The organism is Kitasatospora sp. NPDC101176, from assembly GCF_044768035.1.
Classification (GTDB): domain Bacteria; phylum Actinomycetota; class Actinomycetes; order Streptomycetales; family Streptomycetaceae; genus Kitasatospora.
Genome location: NZ_JBIWPA010000026.1, coordinates 61167 through 77628 on the forward strand (window position 1 = coordinate 61167; position 16462 = coordinate 77628).

Below are 16462 nucleotides of genomic sequence, written 5' to 3' on the forward strand. Positions count from 1 at the left end.
GGGGCAGGCCGACGCCGGCGCGTGACCGCCTGTCGGCATCGCGTCATCCTGTTCGTGTAGCGACGGTCACAAAGGGCGCGTCAAGGCCGCAGGTTCTGCGGCGCGGGGTCGTCCGGGCGAAGGATGTTCGGTTTCCGCGTGCAGGAATACCGGCGGACCGAATCTCTGGCTGATGTAGAAGATGCAACGACTTTCACGCGACCGGCTTGAATCGATCACTTTCGCTCCTCATTCCGATCACGAATCGGGGCTGTTCGCCCACGACTGGTAGGAATGATTCCGAGCGGGCCGATCGCCATCGGACGTCCTGACCAGCGCCGACGACGCGCCGGGCAGTCGACGTCGCCGACCGGTCCGCGAAGAACGGGGGGCACCGAAAGTTCTTCACACATTCCACCTGGGGGGCATTGCCATGTCCGAAATCACCACCGACCTCACCCGCCGACGGATGCTGCAAGGCGCCGTCGTCGCGACCGCCGTCGCCGCGGGCACGGTCGTCCTGGGCCTCACCGGCCCCACCGCGACACCCGCCGTCGGCGCCGACACGGCGGGCGGCGAGAGCTTCGACGAGGTCTTCCGCGGCCGCCGCATCCAGGGCATGCCGATGTCCGGCGACGGCCACCACGCGATGAGCGGCTACATGGTGCTGATCGACGGCCGGGAGCTGCACATGATGCGCAACGCGGACGGCACCTGGATCAGCGTCATCAACCACTACGAGACCTTCACCACGCCGCGGGCGTTGGTCCGGGCCGCCGTGAACTCCCTGGACGGCGCCGACCTGGCCCCGATCGCCGCCTGACTCCGGACCGCACAACGGCCTCCGCACAGACCACCCTCGAAGGAAGAACCATGGCAGTCCGCAAGAACCAGGCGACCATGACGGCCGCGGAGAAGCGCGCATTCGTCAACGCCGTCCTGGAACTCAAGCGCCGCGGCGCCTACGACGCGTTCGTCAGCACGCACAACGACTTCATCATGAGCGACACCGACACCACCGAGCGCACCGGTCACCGCTCGCCGTCCTTCCTGCCCTGGCACCGCAGCTTCCTGCTGCGCTTCGAGCGGGCGCTGCAGGCGATCGACGCCACCGTCACGCTGCCGTACTGGGACTGGACCACCGACCGCACCCCGGACTCCTCCCTCTGGGGCCCGGACTTCCTCGGCGGGGGCGGCGGCGCCACCGACGGCCGGGTGACCACGGGCCCGTTCGCGCAGAGCTCCGGCAACTGGACGCTCACCGTCAGGCCCGACTCCCGCAACTACCTGATCCGCCGGCTGGGCCAGAGCGGTCAGGGCCTGCCGACCAGGGCCGACGTGGACGCCGTGCTGGCGATGGCCACGTACGACGCCGCGCCGTTCAACAGTTCCAGCGCCGGCTTCCGCAACAACCTGGAGGGCTGGACGGGCGTCAACGTGCACAACCGGGTGCACGTCTGGGTCGGCGGCACCATGAGCACCGGGATGTCGCCCAACGACCCGGTGTTCTGGATGCACCACTGCATGATCGACCGCCTCTGGGCCGGCTGGCAGAGCCGCCACCCGGGCGAGGGCTACCAGCCCGTCCGCCGCACCAGGAACGTGGTCGCCCTGAACGACAGCATGAAGCCGTGGAACGACGTCACCCCGGCCGACCTGCTGGACCACACCAAGTTCTACACGTACGACACCGCGTACTGATCCGGCCGGCCCGGGTCGGGGGTCGGGGCAGTGGCCACTGCCCCGACCCCCGACCCGGGCCGGCCGGATCAGTACGCGGTGTCGTACGTGTAGAACTTGGTGTGGTCCAGCAGGTCGGCCGGGGTGACGTCGTTCCACGGCTTCATGCTGTCGTTCAGGGCGACCACGTTCCTGGTGCGGCGGACGGGCTGGTAGCCCTCGCCCGGGTGGCGGCTCTGCCAGCCGGCCCAGAGGCGGTCGATCATGCAGTGGTGCATCCAGAACACCGGGTCGTTGGGCGACATCCCGGTGCTCATGGTGCCGCCGACCCAGACGTGCACCCGGTTGTGCACGTTGACGCCCGTCCAGCCCTCCAGGTTGTTGCGGAAGCCGGCGCTGGAACTGTTGAACGGCGCGGCGTCGTACGTGGCCATCGCCAGCACGGCGTCCACGTCGGCCCTGGTCGGCAGGCCCTGACCGCTCTGGCCCAGCCGGCGGATCAGGTAGTTGCGGGAGTCGGGCCTGACGGTGAGCGTCCAGTTGCCGGAGCTCTGCGCGAACGGGCCCGTGGTCACCCGGCCGTCGGTGGCGCCGCCGCCCCCGCCGAGGAAGTCCGGGCCCCAGAGGGAGGAGTCCGGGGTGCGGTCGGTGGTCCAGTCCCAGTACGGCAGCGTGACGGTGGCGTCGATCGCCTGCAGCGCCCGCTCGAAGCGCAGCAGGAAGCTGCGGTGCCAGGGCAGGAAGGACGGCGAGCGGTGACCGGTGCGCTCGGTGGTGTCGGTGTCGCTCATGATGAAGTCGTTGTGCGTGCTGACGAACGCGTCGTAGGCGCCGCGGCGCTTGAGTTCCAGGACGGCGTTGACGAATGCGCGCTTCTCCGCGGCCGTCATGGTCGCCTGGTTCTTGCGGACTGCCATGGTTCTTCCTTCGAGGGTGGTCTGTGCGGAGGCCGTTGTGCGGTCCGGAGTCAGGCGGCGATCGGGGCCAGGTCGGCGCCGTCCAGGGAGTTCACGGCGGCCCGGACCAACGCCCGCGGCGTGGTGAAGGTCTCGTAGTGGTTGATGACGCTGATCCAGGTGCCGTCCGCGTTGCGCATCATGTGCAGCTCCCGGCCGTCGATCAGCACCATGTAGCCGCTCATCGCGTGGTGGCCGTCGCCGGACATCGGCATGCCCTGGATGCGGCGGCCGCGGAAGACCTCGTCGAAGCTCTCGCCGCCCGCCGTGTCGGCGCCGACGGCGGGTGTCGCGGTGGGGCCGGTGAGGCCCAGGACGACCGTGCCCGCGGCGACGGCGGTCGCGACGACGGCGCCTTGCAGCATCCGTCGGCGGGTGAGGTCGGTGGTGATTTCGGACATGGCAATGCCCCCCAGGTGGAATGTGTGAAGAACTTTCGGTGCCCCCCGTTCTTCGCGGACCGGTCGGCGACGTCGACTGCCCGGCGCGTCGTCGGCGCTGGTCAGGACGTCCGATGGCGATCGGCCCGCTCGGAATCATTCCTACCAGTCGTGGGCGAACAGCCCCGATTCGTGATCGGAATGAGGAGCGAAAGTGATCGATTCAAGCCGGTCGCGTGAAAGTCGTTGCATCTTCTACATCAGCCAGAGATTCGGTCCGCCGGTATTCCTGCACGCGGAAACCGAACATCCTTCGCCCGGACGACCCCGCGCCGCAGAACCTGCGGCCTTGACGCGCCCTTTGTGACCGTCGCTACACGAACAGGATGACGCGATGCCGACAGGCGGTCACGCGCCGGCGTCGGCCTGCCCCGCCCGGGAAACGACGACCGGCCACTGCGCCGGGCTCGTGACGGGACGTCACATGCCGGCCCCTCGGGCCGGGATCCCGTCGTCGCGCAGGGGCGGGATACGGGCCAGGAGTTCACCGGCGGCCCGGGTCAGGTGTGCGGCGATCTCCTCCGCGGGCGCCTGCGATCCGGCCCGGCCCAGGTGGACCGCCACCGCGTCGACCACGGGTGCCAGCTCCTCGCACGCCCCGTAGGCCTCGGCCACGTTCTCGACGATGAGCAAGGCCCCCTCGACGGGGTCGAGCCACCCGCCGGCGATCTCGGCGGCCCACCACCGGGCGAGCGCCAGCCGGCCCTGCCAGTAGTCCCCGGCGCCCCCGGGCGGCCGGAAGCCGAACCCGAGCTCGTCCATCACCCGGTCGAACAGCCCCGGGGCCTGGGCCTCCTCACCGCTGAGCAGCCAGGCGAGCAACCACAGCGACGGGGTGTCCACGCCCGCGGACAGGGCGCGGACAGCGGCCTGGATCAGCGACTCCAGCTCGGCGTAGCGGCCGTCGACCCACGCGTGGGCGATCCCCCGCAGCTCCTGCACCGCCCCGGCCGCCGTCCCGGGGGTTCCGCTCGTCGTCATGGCGGCATCCTGCCCGCCACCGCCCGCCGCCCGCCAGCGGACATCCCCCGGCCACGGCGCGTGCGGAGCGCACCGGCCGTGGCCGGGCCGTCCCGTCGGTGGCCCCGAGACGCCGAGACGGGCCCGGCTCCGGGCGGAGCCGGGCCCGTCTCGGCGTCCGGGGTTACGGCTACTTGCGGGTGTTCTTGACGTTGGGTTGGGTCTTCTGGTTGTAGATCTCCTTGCCGTTGGCGTCGTAGGCGTGGACGTAGGGGGCCGGGGGGAAGGACGTGCGGTCGGGGCCGGTGGTGACGGCCGCCGCGTAGGCGAACGCGCCGCCCGCCATGACGGCCGGGTACTGCGTCGGGTCGTCGCCGTAGCTGATGGTGACCTTGGCGACGCCGGGGGTGTAGTGCCCGGCGCCCAGCGAGAGGTGCTGCCCGGCGCCGGTCGGTGTGCTGAAGCTGTCGAAGAACTCGATCAGGTGGCCGGCGCCCCACAGGCGGTCGTTGATGAACGTCGCGGGGACGGACATGCTCGTGCCCTTGTCGCCCTTCGACTCGCACTGCACGTACTGGCCGGCGGAGTCGACGGCGATCACGACACCGTCGGTGTCCGTCGCGGCGACGGGAGTGCGGACCGCGATCACCGCGTGGTACTTCGACGCCTCCGAGCCCAGGCACGAACCCAGGATCCGGGCGACGGCCCCGGCATCGATCGGAGTCGTCGCCGTACTGGTGACGGCGGGAGCGGCCGGGCTTGCCGTCACACCGGTCGCCGCCGAGGGGCTGCCGGAGGGTGAGGCCGCGGCCGAGCCGCTGCCGGAGGCAGTGGGGGCTGTGGACGCCGCCGCAGCGGAAGGCTCGATGTGCGCCGTGGAGGTGGGCGCGGGGGTACCGGTTGCGGCGGTGGCCATTCCCCCCGCGGTCGCGATGACTGCGGCGGTGACCACTGCGGCGGTGGCTGCGATAGGCACGATCGGGCGGATGCGCATGAATCCGTGTCCTTTCCTGCGGGCGTCCGGTTGATGCCCGGCACCCCTGTACGCCTCCTGACGCCCGGCAGGTCGCACCCCGCACACGTGATCCAGGTCATAGTTCGTGGGCGCAACCCCGCAACGGCGCTCGTGCGTACAGGGCGGGAGGCTCCACCCAGGACGCACGGCTCCACCGCCGCGGCCGAGGACCGCCTCCTCGCGGACCGGCCGTGCCGCGAGCTGACGGACACTCCGGAGGAGAGGCCCTTGATGACGCCACAGGAGTTCGACGCGTTCTACGCGGCGTCCTTCTCCCGCCTGACCGGGCAGCTCTACGCGATCACCGGCAACTGGTCCGAAGCGCAGGACGTGGTCCAGGAGGCCTTCATCCGTGCATGGGACCGGCGGCGCACCCTCGACCCGGACGACGCCCCGGAGGCATGGATCCGGACCACGGCCCGGCGGCTGGCCCACTCCCGCTGGCGGCGTCTGGCCCGGGGCCTGCACCTGGCCGGACGCCACCACCGCCAGGAACCACCCACCGTCGAGCCGCCCACCGAGGAGCACCTCGTGCTGGTCACCGCGCTCCGCGACCTGCCCGAGGCACAACGGAGCGCCCTGGTCCTGCACCACATGTGCGACCTCTCCGTCGAGCAGGTCGCGGTCGAGACCGGTGCCAGCGTCAGCGCCGTCAAGAGCCGCCTCGCCCGCGGCCGGACCGCGCTCGCGACCAGACTCGCCGACCAGGCCCCGACCAGCGAGGAAGGAAAGCTCCGTGTCTGACCCCGTCCACGACACCCTCGGCGACCGGCTGCGGCTGCTCGGCACGCAGTTGTCCGCGCCGTCCCTGCCCGCCGCGGAGATCCGCAGACGCGCCGACCGGCGCCGCCGCCGCCGGCACGCCCTGGCCGCGACCGCGGCCTGCACCGCAGCGGTCCTGTGCCTGGCGCTCCCGTCCGCGTTGCACTCACCGGAACCACGACGGTCACCGGAACCACAACAGGGGGCAGCCCCCATCGGCACCCCCTCCGTGTCGGCGTCCCCTTCCGCCCCGGCTGCGCCCGCCGTCACCAGTACGGCGACGACTCCGATCGAGGCCGGGGCCGTCGCCCGGATCCTGGGTTCGTGCCTGGGCTCGGAGGCGTCGAAGTACCACGCGGTGATCGCGGTCCGCACTCCCGTCGCCTCGACGGACACCGACGGTGTCGTGATCGCCGTCGACTCCGCCGGCCAGTACGTGCAGTGCGAGTCGAAGGGCAACAAGGGCACCAGCAAGTCCGTCCCCGCGACGTTCATCAACGACCGCCTGTGGGGCGCCGGCCACCTGATCGAGTTCTTCGACAGCTTCAGCACACCGACCGGCGCCGGGCAGCACCTCTCGCTGGGCGCCGGGCACTACACGCCCGACGTCGCCAAGGTCACCATCAGCTACGGCGACGACCCGACGCAGTACCCCGCCGTCATGGCGGGCGGCGCGTTCGCCTACGCGGCGGCCGTCACCACCGGCCCCGACCGCACCTCCTTCCCCCCGGCCCCCTACGTCCACGCCTACGACGCCGACGGCAAGGAGATCTACAACCAGAAGACCCAACCCAACGTCAAGAACACCCGCAGGTAGGCCGGGTCGCCCCGGTGTGCGGGCCCGGCGCCGGGCGGATCCCCGCCCGGCGCGCGTTGGGCTGCTACGGCTTGCGGGACAGTGCGCAGGAGATCATCCGTTCCCACACCGTCAGCTCCCGTGCCCCCGCCCCGGCTCGGGCGGCCTCCTCCCCCGGCGCGGGATCCGGCCGCCACAGCGGGCAGTTCACCAGGCCCGGTTCGAGCAGCTCCAGGCCACCGAACAGGTCCGTGATCTCCTCGTCGGTGCGCCAGCGGCCCCGGCCGAAGGTGTCCTGCAGCTTCTGCTGCGCGAGCCGGGTCTCCTCGTTCCCGCCGGAGCGGAAGTGGGAGATGTAGACCCGGCTGCCGGGCGGCACCCGGTCCGCCCACCAGCGCACGAGGTCGGCGGGCCGTTCGTCGTCGTCGAGGTGGTGCAGGACGGCACTGAAGACGAGTCCCACCGGCTCCTCGAAGTCGATCAGGCGCACCACATCGGGATGGTCGCGGATCGCCTCCGGCTCGCGCAGATCGGCCTCGACCATCGCGGTGCGGTCGTCGACGGCCAGCAGCGCACGGCCGTGAGCGAGCACGACCGGATCGTCGTCCACGTAGACGACGCGCGCGCCGGGGCTGTGCCGCTGGGCGACCTGGTGCACGTTGTCGGTGGTGGGCAGGCCGCTGCCCATGTCGACGAACTGGCGGATGCCGTCGTCGGCCATGCCGCCCACCGCGCGGATCAGCGCCCGGCGGTTGGCGAACGCGATCGCCACCGAACCGGGCAGGTCCCTGATGAAGTAGTCGCCGACCTCACGGTCGACGGCGTGGTTGTCCCTCCCGCCGAGCAGATAGTCGTAGACCCGAGCGATGCTCGGCTTCGACGGGTCGACGCCCGCGGTGGAATCCGCCATCGGAACCAACCCCTGTCTCTGGGAGCACCGGTGCGCCGATCGTAGAAGAACCGTCACGCACCGCGCTGCCCACCACGACCGGTGTCGCGCGATCCGTCCGACGTGAGCGGCGGGCCCGGCCCAGCGGGCCGTCCAGGAGGCCGCGAGATGACCGCCGATCAGCTCGGAAGCCGACCGGCGCTCAAGGCCTCACCCGCGTCCTGGCCGCGGTCGCCTCGCTCGCGGTCGCCTCGCTCTCGGTCGACGTCGTGACCATCCGATCTCCGGCGATCAGGAGCGGCGCGGCGGACGACGCTCAGGACATGGCGCGGTCACGCCGCTCGAGCCACCTTCGCCCGAGGAACGCGGCGACGAGATGTGCGGCCAGGCCTGCCCCTGCGACGGCGAGTCCGGCCTTCGTGCCGAGCCACAGATGGACGGCGAGACCGCCGACTGCCAGCGGCAGGGCGACGATCCGCAGGACGCGGTGGCCTCCCGGCGGCCGGTTCACGCGGGGTCCTGACGCTCGGCGGGCCGGACGCCCGTCACGTAGCGCATCCACGGGCGCAGATCGCCGACCCCGACCCCGGTGAATCCGGCGTCCCGCACCAGGCCGTCCAGCTCGTCGATCGGGTTGTGTTCCATGGCCGGTCCGGTGGCGGCACCGACGAGGTGTCGTCCGATCCGGCTCTCGGGAGGACGGAAGTCGGCGACCAGCAGCCGCCCGCCCGGCCGGCAGACCCGGTACATCTCCGCCAGTGCCCGCGGCCTCACCCCAGCGGGCAGGTGGTGGATCATCAGGCTGCTGACGACCACGTCGAAGGAGGCGTCCGGAGCAGCCAGTTCCTCCGCTATGCCGCGCTCGAAGGTACAGCCGGGCAGAGCGGCGGCGAGGCGCCGGGCGTGGTCGACGACCTGGTCGGCGGGGTCGACGCCGAGAGCCGTGCCGTCGGGCGCGACGGCGGTGGCCATCCGCCGGGTCAGGTAGCCGGTGCCGCAGCCCACGTCGAGCACCCGGTCGCCAGGCCGGGCGCCGCTGAGGGCGGCGAGCCGGGCGAACACCCGGTCCCGGCGGCCGCCGAAGGCGACGGTGGTGAACAGTTCGTAGCCGCGGCCGTGGCCGATGGCCGTGCCGTCGGTGTCGTGCTGGGGGTCTCCGTGCAGCAGGCGTCCGAGCGCCATCTCCCGCTCCCTACTTAGTTCGGACTAAGTAATCCCGAGCTTAGTTGCGACTAAGTTCTTCGGCAAGAGAACCCCTAGGATGATCGGGTGACCGAGCCCGACCCCAGCGAGACCCGACCCACCGCACGGCGCCGGACCCGCCTGAGCGCGGACGAGCGCCGCGCCACGATCCTGGCTGCCGCCACCGAGGTCTTCGCCGAACACGGCTACGGGCGCGCCAAGGTCTCCGAGGTGGCCGCCCGCATCGGCGTCACCGAGCCGGTGGTCTTCCAGAACTTCAAATCGAAGGCCAGGCTCTTCACCGCCGTCGTGGCGCACGCCGCCGACCTCGTCTGCACCGAACTGGCCGCGGCCGCCGGCTCCGGCGTCCCGGTGTCCGCCCTGCTCACCGGGCTCACCGCACCCGAGCACCTCGACCGGTTGCACGCACGGGGAGCGATCGGCGTGCTGTTCGCCGACTCGGTCGCGGCCACCGCCGAACCATCCGTCGCCGAGGCAGGACAGACGGCCGTGCGCCGGATCGCCGAGTCCCTCGCCGCGCTGCTCCGCCGGGGCCAGGCCGACGGAGAGCTCCGCGCCGGCACCGACCCCGATGCGGCGGCCTGGCTGCTGATCTCACTGATCTCCGCCCGACCGCTTCGTCTCGCCGCCCTACCCGAGGCCTCCCGGGCTCACATCGAACGCGAACTGGCCGCCATGGCAGCGCAATTGATCGCCCCGCCGGCAGGCTGACGCCCGCCCCGGCCACGGGGCTCACGGCACCCCCGCGCGGGCGCCGACGCCCACCCTCCGGCACCTTCCGACGGACGGAACCGCCGGAGTACGACCGGGAGCGGGCCTCGTGAGCGGCGTCCGGGCGGATCCGTGTAGGGTCGGCGGCTGATCAGGCTCAGCCGGACCGTCTGGGGGCGGGAATGCTTTTCGGCGCGAACAGGAACCGCCCGGCGGAAGCCCCCGTCGAGCCCGTGGGCTGGGAACGGGTCAGGGAGTTCGTGGTCGGCGACGTCGAACGGCCTGCCACTCCCACGCGCAACCGCATCACGCGGGGCCCCCGCGCCGTCCGCGTGGCCAAGCGCGGCACGAACGACCGCGTCCTCGCCCCGTGCGCGTACGTGGCCATGTCGGACCTGCCGCTACCGGTGTCGGCTCCCCCTGCCCGCGGTCCTGAGCTCGCCCTCTTCGAAGACCGCGACGCCACCCGTCTACTCTGCTACGTCGGCGAACCGCAGGAGGTCGCCGGCGAGCGACACCACCCCGTCCACGACGGCCAGGGGCAGCTCATCGGGACCCTTCGCCGCGTTCCGCCCAGGCGTCCTTTCCGCCACACCTGGGCCATCGACCAACCGGACCACCCCACCATCGTCGGCCGGAACGAGTGGATCGCGGGCGGCTCGCCGAAGGACGCGCTCGCGCGGGCGGCCGGCCGGTTCGCGGTCGGTGTCCTCGGAGCCGTCGCCGACCTCGGAGCCGACGGCGGGGACCACCCCGCCAAGCCGCGCACCCTGGAATGGCGTGCCGACGGCGTGGTAGTGATGCTCTCCGAAGGAAGCGAGAAGGTCACCGTCAAGGCGGAGTGGATCGACCGCCGCCTGGCGTTCGCCTTCGCGCTCCTGGGAGACCGCTGAGACGGGCCTCGCCCCACGGACGAGGATCCGCGCCGCGGCTGCGGCGATGGGCGCGCCGATCCTCGCCGAGGAAATGCCCGCACTCACCTCCGCCGGGCCGGCGGAGCGAGCCGGCCACCGTCCTCCGCGGACTCCTCACCGCCTGCGCGGTGATCGCCGTCGCGGCGGCAGGTCCTGCTCGCCGGATCGCCACATCGGCCCCGCCACGGGAGCTCGCAGCGGTGCTGCTCGGGCCCGCCCGGCTCGGCAGCCCGACCGCCGGACAATCCGGGGGCAGACCCGGCCTTGAACGTCACCCCGCCCGGCGAGGCCGTCTTCGCCGAACCCGGTACCACGCTCGGCCCGGTCACCATGGAGGGCGTCCTCAAAGAGCTCGTGGGCCCCGCACCGGCCGCACGCTGACCCCGACCCAAGTCCTCGGCCCCTGCCCCGCGGGGGTCTCGGGCGCTCCGGCCCCTCGCACCTGGGCCGTCCCGTCCGCAGCGGATCAGCGGTGTTCGGGGTTCTCGAAGTCGAAGCGGCAGCCGGCGTCCCATTCGGAGCGCTGGTTGCCGTGGGCGGGGATGCCACCGGCGTCCTTCAGCAGCCTGGCCAGGTGGAGCTGGTTCCAGGTCATGAAGGTGGTGTTGCGGTTGGTGAAGTCGTTGTCCGGGCCGCCGGAGCCCTCGTCGAGGTAGGACGGACCGGGGCCGGCCTCGCCGACCCAGCCGGCGTCGGCCTGCGGGGGGATCGTGTAGCCCAGGTGCTGGAGGCTGTAGAGCACGTTCATCGCGCAGTGCTTGGCGCCGTCCTCGTTGCCGGTGATCAGACAGCCGCCGACCCGGCCGTAGTAGGCGTACTGGCCCTCGGAGTTGAGGATCGACGAGCAGGCGTACAGCCGCTCGACGACCTGCTTCATGACGGAGGAGTTGTCGCCGAGCCAGACCGGCCCGGCGAGGGTGAGGATGTCGGCGGCCATCACCTTGGAGTAGATGACGGGCCACTCGTCGGTGTCCCAGCCGTGTTCGGTCATGTCGGGCCAGACGCCGGTGGCGATGTCGAGGTCGACGGCCCGGAGGACCTCGACCTCGACGCCCTGGCGTTCGAGGATGCCGGTGCTGACGTCTATCAGGCCCTGGGTGTGGCTGCGTTCCGGGGAGCGCTTGAGGGTGCAGTTGATCACCAGGGCGCGAAGGTCGGCGTACGACGTCGTCGGGTCCGGCACGGGTTCCTCCCACGTGGTCCGGGAGCCGGGCGGGTCGCGGACTCCCCGTACAGCTGACCAGCCCGGCGGCGCGGGCGCGCGCCGGGCTGGTCCGGTCGCCTGACGGTCGACGCGGTCAGGTGCCCCGGTACCAGCTCAGGACGAACGTGGTCATCGCGAAGGCCGCGAGGCCGAGGGCGCCGGGATCGGCGATGGTCGTGGGTGCCGCCGGAGGGGTCGGCGGAGCCGGCGGTTTCGGGGGGAGCACGGAGCCCGGATCGGTCCTGCCGGTACCCGCCACGACGACTCCTCTCCACGGCGTGCCCGACCGCGCCGCCCGCCCGTGTCCTTCCGGCGGGCACGGCGCCCCCGGGTTCGCCGTGGCGTGCCTCGGGCACCCGCTCATCGGCGGCCGTGCTTCCGGGCCGGGACCGTTCCCCGGCGCGGAAGCCCGTCGCACCGCTCGCGTCTTTCCGGTCTGCGGACGCTCAATCCGACCGGCCGACCGGCTGGACGAGCGAGCCGCGCCGCTGCCCGGGCCGAGCGGCTCCTCCGGCCGGACGTCCTGCGAGTCAGCCTTCCGTGCTCGGCCCTGCGGCCGCCGTCCCAGCAGTCCCGGACGGGCCGGCCAGGGTGACGGGCAGGCCGGCCTCGATGCGGCTCAGCAGGCGGCCGCCGTGGACGCCGGGCGCGTCGAAGCCGCGCAGCTCGTCCGGGTCCTCCCCGGTGCCGGTGGTCAGGACCTCGGGCACGAGCACCGTCGCGGCGTCGACCGGCGGCCCGCCGGCGGAGGGGGCGAGGTAGGCGGGCGCGAGCACCGGACCGTGCAGGATGCCCTCGACCAGGTCGGGGGCGAACTCGGCGGACAGCACCGTGACCCGGGCGTGCAGGTCGCCGTGGAGCATCACGAGCTTGTCGGTCATGTTGCCGACGAAGGCCTCGACGTGGACGTCCCCGCGGACGAGGAGCTTGGCGTCGCCCTCCAGGTAGACGGCGGCGGCCCTGAGGTCCCCGAGGACGATCAGCGCCGGGCAGCCGTCGTCGGTGTTGAGGACGGCACCGGTGACGGCGAGGTCGCCGTCGACGACGTAGCCGGTGCCGTCCGGCTCCGCGGCGTCGAGGTCAAGGTGACCGTCGACCGTCAAATCGCCGGAGTGGACGTCGTACTCCTCCTCGTAGAGGTTCTCGTAGGAGGAGACGGGCAGCCCGCGGCGCTCGAAGAGGGCGACCGCCTCGTCCCAACTGTGGCTCGTGGTGGTGATGTTCATGGGCCGAACTGTGTCATGCGGCACTGTCAGCCAGGACCTCGGGACGGCCGCCGGTGGCCGGCCGGCACCGTGCGCGTCCGGTCCGCCGGGTGCCGGTGGAGGAGCCGGCCGCCGCGGGGGTGACGGCCCGGGTGTCCACGCCCGCCCGCGGGCCGGGCTGACCCCACCCGTGACCCCGGCCGCCGGGGCTCGTCCGGGTGAGAGGCATCAGCCGCCGAGCAGCGGGATGGCGGCGAAGTCGTGGTCCTGCCAGAGCAGTCGGGAGGCCTCCTCCGGGTAGGGGGCGACGGCCGGGTGCGCGTCGAGGAGCTGGACGAGGCGCCGCCCGGGCTCGTGGGCGGGCCAGCCCGGGTCCCCGTCGGTCGCGAAGGCCGTCCAGGCGGTGCGCATCCGCGCGGAGAGCTCCTCCGCCTCCGGCGAGGGGGTGTCGCCGATCAGCAACGCGGGTTGGCCGCTGCTCAGGTTGCCGAAGACGAGCGGGACGTCGAGGCCGTGGCAGGCGCCGAGGATCCCGCCGAGGCCGGGGGCGGGCCAGGTGAGCTCGTAGAGGAACGTCCGCCCGCCGGCGGCGGCGTGCGCCCGGGCGAGGTGGAGGGTCGGCATGCGGAACAGCCAGTCGGCGTTGACCAGTTCGTAGAGTTCCTCGGGGCCGGCCGCCGGGTGGGCGGCCCGGTGGCGGCGGGCGCCGTCCGGGCCGGGGGCGAGCATCCGCAGGGCGGTCTCGGCCTGTTCCTCGGTGACCTGGCCGAGCACGCCGTCGATCAGGCTGAACAGCCGGTGTTCGTCGCGGGTGTGGCCGACGAGGAGGTCGACGTCCGCGGCGGTGCCGGTGGGGGCACCGGTGGCGAGGGCCTGCCAGGGGGTGGCGGGCAGGACGTCGCCGTCGACGACGGGGGCGAACGGGATCGGCCGGTGGGTGATCGGGCCCCAGCGGTCCGCCCACCGGCCGATCTTCGCGGAGACGGCGTCGCCCGCGGCGGGCAGCCGGGCCGGGTCGACGGTGGACAGGTCGGCCACCGTGGGCCGCAGTCCCAGTTCGGCGGCGCAGGCGGCGGCGACGTCGGCGGCCAGCTCGGGCGTGAGGAACGTCCCCGGCACGCTCTGCGCGACGGCCCGGCGGAAGAGTCCGGCCGCCCGCGGCATCGCCAGCAGAGCGGCGACCGAGCCGCCGCCCGCCGACTGGCCGGCGACCGTGACCCGCGACGGGTCGCCACCGAAGGCCCGGACGTTGTCGTGGACCCAGCGCAGGGCGGCGAGCTGGTCGAGCAGACCGCGGTTGGCGGGGGCGCCCTCGATCTGCGCGAAGCCCTCCAGGCCCAGCCGGTAGTTGAGCGTGACCACGACGAGGCCGCCCGCGGCCAGCCGGCCGCCGTCGAACTCGGGCAGCGCGGAGGAGCCGATCACGTAGCCGCCGCCGGGGATCCACACCAGCACCGGGAGGCCCGCGCCCGGGCCCGGGTCGGGCGACCAGACGTTGACCGTCAGCCAGTCACCGTCCGCGGCCGGATCGGCGGGGCCGTCCGTGCCGAGCACTCCGGCCTGGGGCGGTGGCGGGCCGTACGCCTCGGCCGCCCGCACGCCGGCCCACCCGCGGACGGGCTGCGGTGCGGCGAAGCGCAGCGCCCCGACCGGCGGCTCGGCGAACGGGACGCCGCGGAAGACCGCGAGCCCCGCTTCCCAGGTGCCGCGCAGCGCACCCGCGGTGGTGCGGGCCTCCGGTGCGGGCGTGGACTCGGACGGGCTGGCTGTGGAGGCGGTCACGACGACGTCCCTTCCGGCGGATCCGGCTGGTGCGGCCGATCCGGACCGAGACGCGCCGGTCCGGTCCGGTCCGGTCCGGTCCGGTCCGGTCCGGTCCGGTTCGGGCAACCGGGTCGGCACCGGACGACGAAGGGCCCGGCCGCCCGCTCCGCGGATCATCGCACCGGATCGGCGGTCGGGCCACTGGTTTTGGGGACGGCCGCGGGCGGCGGGGCGGGCGGGCGCCCTAGCGGCGGGACAGGCGGGCAGGCGCCGTGGCGGCCGGGCTTCGGCGGGTGCGGCAGGCGGGCGACGACGACCGGGCTTCGGCGCCGGGGGCGCACACGACGGAGGGCGGGGCGTCCGCCGGAAACCGCCGCGGTGACGCCCCGCCCCTCCGCCCGCCTGCGCCGCCGCAGCGGGTCCGGTCAGGCCGCGGCCGTGGTGGGCGTGCGGCGGGCCAGCGCGTCGGAGGCCTTGGCCGTGGCGTAGAGCGAGACGACCAGGGCGACGACCAGGGCGGCCCCGCCGGCGAACACCGTGGTGGAGGAGACGGCCTTGGCGCTGCCGGCCTCGGTGCGGGCCGAGCCCGAGATGAAGGGCATGACGGCGAGCACGGCGACGCCGAGCGCGACCTCGCCCCACACGACCAGCGGGAAGTGCCGCAGGGTCAGGTGCAGCAGCGAGCTCTGGTCGTCGGCCCGGCGGGCCTGGACGATCCGCGGCATCAGGCGGAACTGGTTGAAGGCTCCGGCGGCGACGAGGCCGAGGACCAGCAGGACCTTGACGGACAGGGCGATGCCGTAGCCGGTGGTCCACAGCTGGGAGACCGCGCCGACGTGCTTCCAGCTCAGCCAGAGGCCCGACACGGTGACCGCGCCGACGCAGACCATGGCGACCAGGCTGAACCGGCGCCACACGTCGGCCCAGAGCAGTCCGGCGCCGTCGCCGAGCCGGCCGCGGGTGCCGGCCAGGGCGACCAGGAGGGCGAGGCCGCCGAGCCAGACCACGCCGGAGACGATGTGGGTCTGGTCGAAGACGAGGTCCAGCCAGCGGTCGAGGTCGGCGGGCTTGGTGGCCGGGACGGCGCCGATCAGGGTGACGGCGAGCGAGAGCGGCAGCGCGAGGAGGGCGACGGCGTCGACGTGCCGGCGGACGGCCGGGACGAACAGGGACGTCAGGGCGGCGGCCGTCACCACCAGGACCGCGTTCTGCACCAGGTAGACGGTGCCCTGGGCGATCCAGGCGCCCTTGGCGGCGGGGGCCTGCAGGAAGTCCAGGATCCGGTCGGGCACGAGGGCGTCACCGAAGGGCATCCCCTTGCCGGCGCGTGCCACCCGGGCCGCGAGCTGGAAGTACCCGGCGACCAGCAGCACCACGCCCGCCCAGGCGAGGTAGGCCGCGGTTCTTCTTCGCAGCACCACCGTGTCCTCGGGGCGTGTCTGCGGCGCGCGCAGCGCGGGGCGGACGGTGGTGGCGTAGGTGACGGTGGCACCGATGGCCCCGCTGAGGCCGAGGAAGTAGCCGGTCTTGCTGAGGATCCGCCAGGCCTGGGGCATGACGTATCCGGCCGTGGTCGCGGCCAGGGAGGCAGTGTGCATGAGGTAAGGCTAACCTAAATATGCACGCTCGAGAACACCCCGTCGACCACGGTGAGCAACCATCGCCGTCTCGCGAGCTCCCCGCCACGCCACCCGCGATCCCGACGTTTCGGCTGGTGAGACAGCCGGGGCGGCTGTGACACCAGCGTGCCGGGCGGGCGTGACGGCGGGGACGGCCGCGCCTCACCGCCACGCTCCGTACACGAAACGGCGATGGCGCCGGACCGGCCGTCCGACGCCACCACCGCTCGCATCAGGCCTGCGGAGTGCGCCCCGCACCGGAGGCCGGGCGGCCGGAATAGCGGGCGGTGGCCCCGTCGTTCCCAACAGTCGATCAGAACCACGGCGAACCACGCTCCCTGTCGGCCCCGTGCCGCAGACTGAGG

Annotated in this window: 18 protein-coding genes; 6 read left to right on the plus strand and 12 right to left on the minus strand. The window is 73.1% G+C overall.

Annotated elements, in window-relative coordinates:
• The first annotated feature begins 412 nt into the window (after nucleotides 1-412).
• Complete coding sequence (locus tag ACIRS1_RS28775) at nucleotides 413-802, plus strand: tyrosinase cofactor (protein ID WP_402844909.1); 390 nt, start codon at nucleotides 413-415, stop codon at nucleotides 800-802.
• Between the two features lie 50 nt (nucleotides 803-852).
• The gene (locus ACIRS1_RS28780) at nucleotides 853-1680 is read left to right on the plus strand and encodes a tyrosinase family protein (RefSeq protein ID WP_402844911.1); all 828 of its coding nucleotides are present in this window, start codon (nucleotides 853-855) and stop codon (nucleotides 1678-1680) included.
• Nucleotides 1681-1748: 68 nt separating this feature from the next.
• On the opposite strand, the gene ACIRS1_RS28785 is transcribed toward ACIRS1_RS28780, so the two are convergent.
• The 4 genes from ACIRS1_RS28785 to ACIRS1_RS28800 all read right to left on the minus strand — a co-directional run bounded on the left by ACIRS1_RS28785 (nucleotide 1749) and on the right by ACIRS1_RS28800 (nucleotide 4784).
• Nucleotides 1749-2576 carry a tyrosinase family protein gene (locus ACIRS1_RS28785; protein ID WP_402844911.1) on the minus strand — a complete coding sequence of 276 codons (828 nt, stop codon included), beginning with the start codon at nucleotides 2574-2576 and terminating at the stop codon, nucleotides 1749-1751.
• A gap of 50 nt (nucleotides 2577-2626) precedes the next feature.
• The gene (locus tag ACIRS1_RS28790; protein WP_402844909.1) at nucleotides 2627-3016 is read right to left on the minus strand and encodes a tyrosinase cofactor; all 390 of its coding nucleotides are present in this window, start codon (nucleotides 3014-3016) and stop codon (nucleotides 2627-2629) included.
• 459 nt (nucleotides 3017-3475) lie between these two features.
• A complete protein-coding gene (locus ACIRS1_RS28795) occupies nucleotides 3476-4036 on the minus strand; it encodes a hypothetical protein (protein ID WP_402844908.1) in 561 nt (186 codons plus the stop codon).
• Between the two features lie 169 nt (nucleotides 4037-4205).
• Complete coding sequence (locus ACIRS1_RS28800; protein ID WP_402844906.1) at nucleotides 4206-4784, minus strand: hypothetical protein; 579 nt, start codon at nucleotides 4782-4784, stop codon at nucleotides 4206-4208.
• A gap of 477 nt (nucleotides 4785-5261) precedes the next feature.
• Between ACIRS1_RS28800 and ACIRS1_RS28805 the strand changes: the two genes are divergently transcribed.
• Together ACIRS1_RS28805 and ACIRS1_RS28810 are read left to right on the plus strand one after the other, a co-directional pair.
• Nucleotides 5262-5774 carry a SigE family RNA polymerase sigma factor gene (locus ACIRS1_RS28805; protein ID WP_402844904.1) on the plus strand — a complete coding sequence of 171 codons (513 nt, stop codon included), beginning with the start codon at nucleotides 5262-5264 and terminating at the stop codon, nucleotides 5772-5774.
• Nucleotides 5767-6609 (plus strand): hypothetical protein, encoded by an 843-nt coding sequence (locus tag ACIRS1_RS28810; protein ID WP_402844902.1) that lies wholly within the window; start codon nucleotides 5767-5769, stop codon nucleotides 6607-6609. Before ACIRS1_RS28805 ends, ACIRS1_RS28810 begins: the two co-directional genes overlap by 8 nt.
• 64 nt (nucleotides 6610-6673) lie before the next feature.
• Here the strand turns inward: ACIRS1_RS28810 and ACIRS1_RS28815 are convergent, their stop codons facing one another.
• The 3 genes from ACIRS1_RS28815 to ACIRS1_RS28825 form a co-directional block, all read right to left on the minus strand.
• Nucleotides 6674-7498 carry an SAM-dependent methyltransferase gene (locus tag ACIRS1_RS28815; protein WP_402844901.1) on the minus strand — a complete coding sequence of 275 codons (825 nt, stop codon included), beginning with the start codon at nucleotides 7496-7498 and terminating at the stop codon, nucleotides 6674-6676.
• A gap of 295 nt (nucleotides 7499-7793) precedes the next feature.
• A complete protein-coding gene (locus ACIRS1_RS28820; RefSeq protein ID WP_402844899.1) occupies nucleotides 7794-7988 on the minus strand; it encodes a hypothetical protein in 195 nt (64 codons plus the stop codon).
• Nucleotides 7985-8659 (minus strand): class I SAM-dependent methyltransferase, encoded by a 675-nt coding sequence (locus ACIRS1_RS28825; RefSeq protein ID WP_402844897.1) that lies wholly within the window; start codon nucleotides 8657-8659, stop codon nucleotides 7985-7987. The genes ACIRS1_RS28820 and ACIRS1_RS28825 overlap by 4 nt, the downstream gene beginning before the upstream one ends.
• An 87-nt stretch (nucleotides 8660-8746) precedes the next feature.
• Between ACIRS1_RS28825 and ACIRS1_RS28830 the strand changes: the two genes are divergently transcribed.
• Together ACIRS1_RS28830 and ACIRS1_RS28835 are read left to right on the plus strand one after the other, a co-directional pair.
• The gene (locus ACIRS1_RS28830; RefSeq protein WP_402844895.1) at nucleotides 8747-9391 is read left to right on the plus strand and encodes a TetR family transcriptional regulator; all 645 of its coding nucleotides are present in this window, start codon (nucleotides 8747-8749) and stop codon (nucleotides 9389-9391) included.
• A 233-nt stretch (nucleotides 9392-9624) separates the two neighbouring features.
• A complete protein-coding gene (locus ACIRS1_RS28835) occupies nucleotides 9625-10284 on the plus strand; it encodes a hypothetical protein (RefSeq protein WP_402844893.1) in 660 nt (219 codons plus the stop codon).
• 487 nt (nucleotides 10285-10771) lie between these two features.
• Here the strand turns inward: ACIRS1_RS28835 and ACIRS1_RS28840 are convergent, their stop codons facing one another.
• From ACIRS1_RS28840 to ACIRS1_RS28860, 5 genes are all read right to left on the minus strand, one after another.
• A complete protein-coding gene (locus ACIRS1_RS28840) occupies nucleotides 10772-11488 on the minus strand; it encodes a flavodoxin family protein (protein WP_402844891.1) in 717 nt (238 codons plus the stop codon).
• A 115-nt stretch (nucleotides 11489-11603) separates the two neighbouring features.
• Nucleotides 11604-11768, minus strand: coding sequence for a GPR1/FUN34/YaaH family transporter (locus ACIRS1_RS28845; RefSeq protein WP_402844889.1), 165 nt, complete (start codon nucleotides 11766-11768; stop codon nucleotides 11604-11606).
• A 271-nt stretch (nucleotides 11769-12039) separates the two neighbouring features.
• On the minus strand, nucleotides 12040-12735 hold the full coding sequence (locus tag ACIRS1_RS28850; RefSeq protein ID WP_402844887.1) for a hypothetical protein: 696 nt from the start codon (nucleotides 12733-12735) through the stop codon (nucleotides 12040-12042).
• Between the two features lie 207 nt (nucleotides 12736-12942).
• Nucleotides 12943-14496 (minus strand): carboxylesterase/lipase family protein, encoded by a 1554-nt coding sequence (locus ACIRS1_RS28855; RefSeq protein WP_402844886.1) that lies wholly within the window; start codon nucleotides 14494-14496, stop codon nucleotides 12943-12945.
• Nucleotides 14497-14903: 407 nt separating this feature from the next.
• Nucleotides 14904-16076 carry a CopD family protein gene (locus ACIRS1_RS28860; RefSeq protein WP_402844884.1) on the minus strand — a complete coding sequence of 391 codons (1173 nt, stop codon included), beginning with the start codon at nucleotides 16074-16076 and terminating at the stop codon, nucleotides 14904-14906.
• Nucleotides 16077-16462 lie beyond the last annotated feature (386 nt).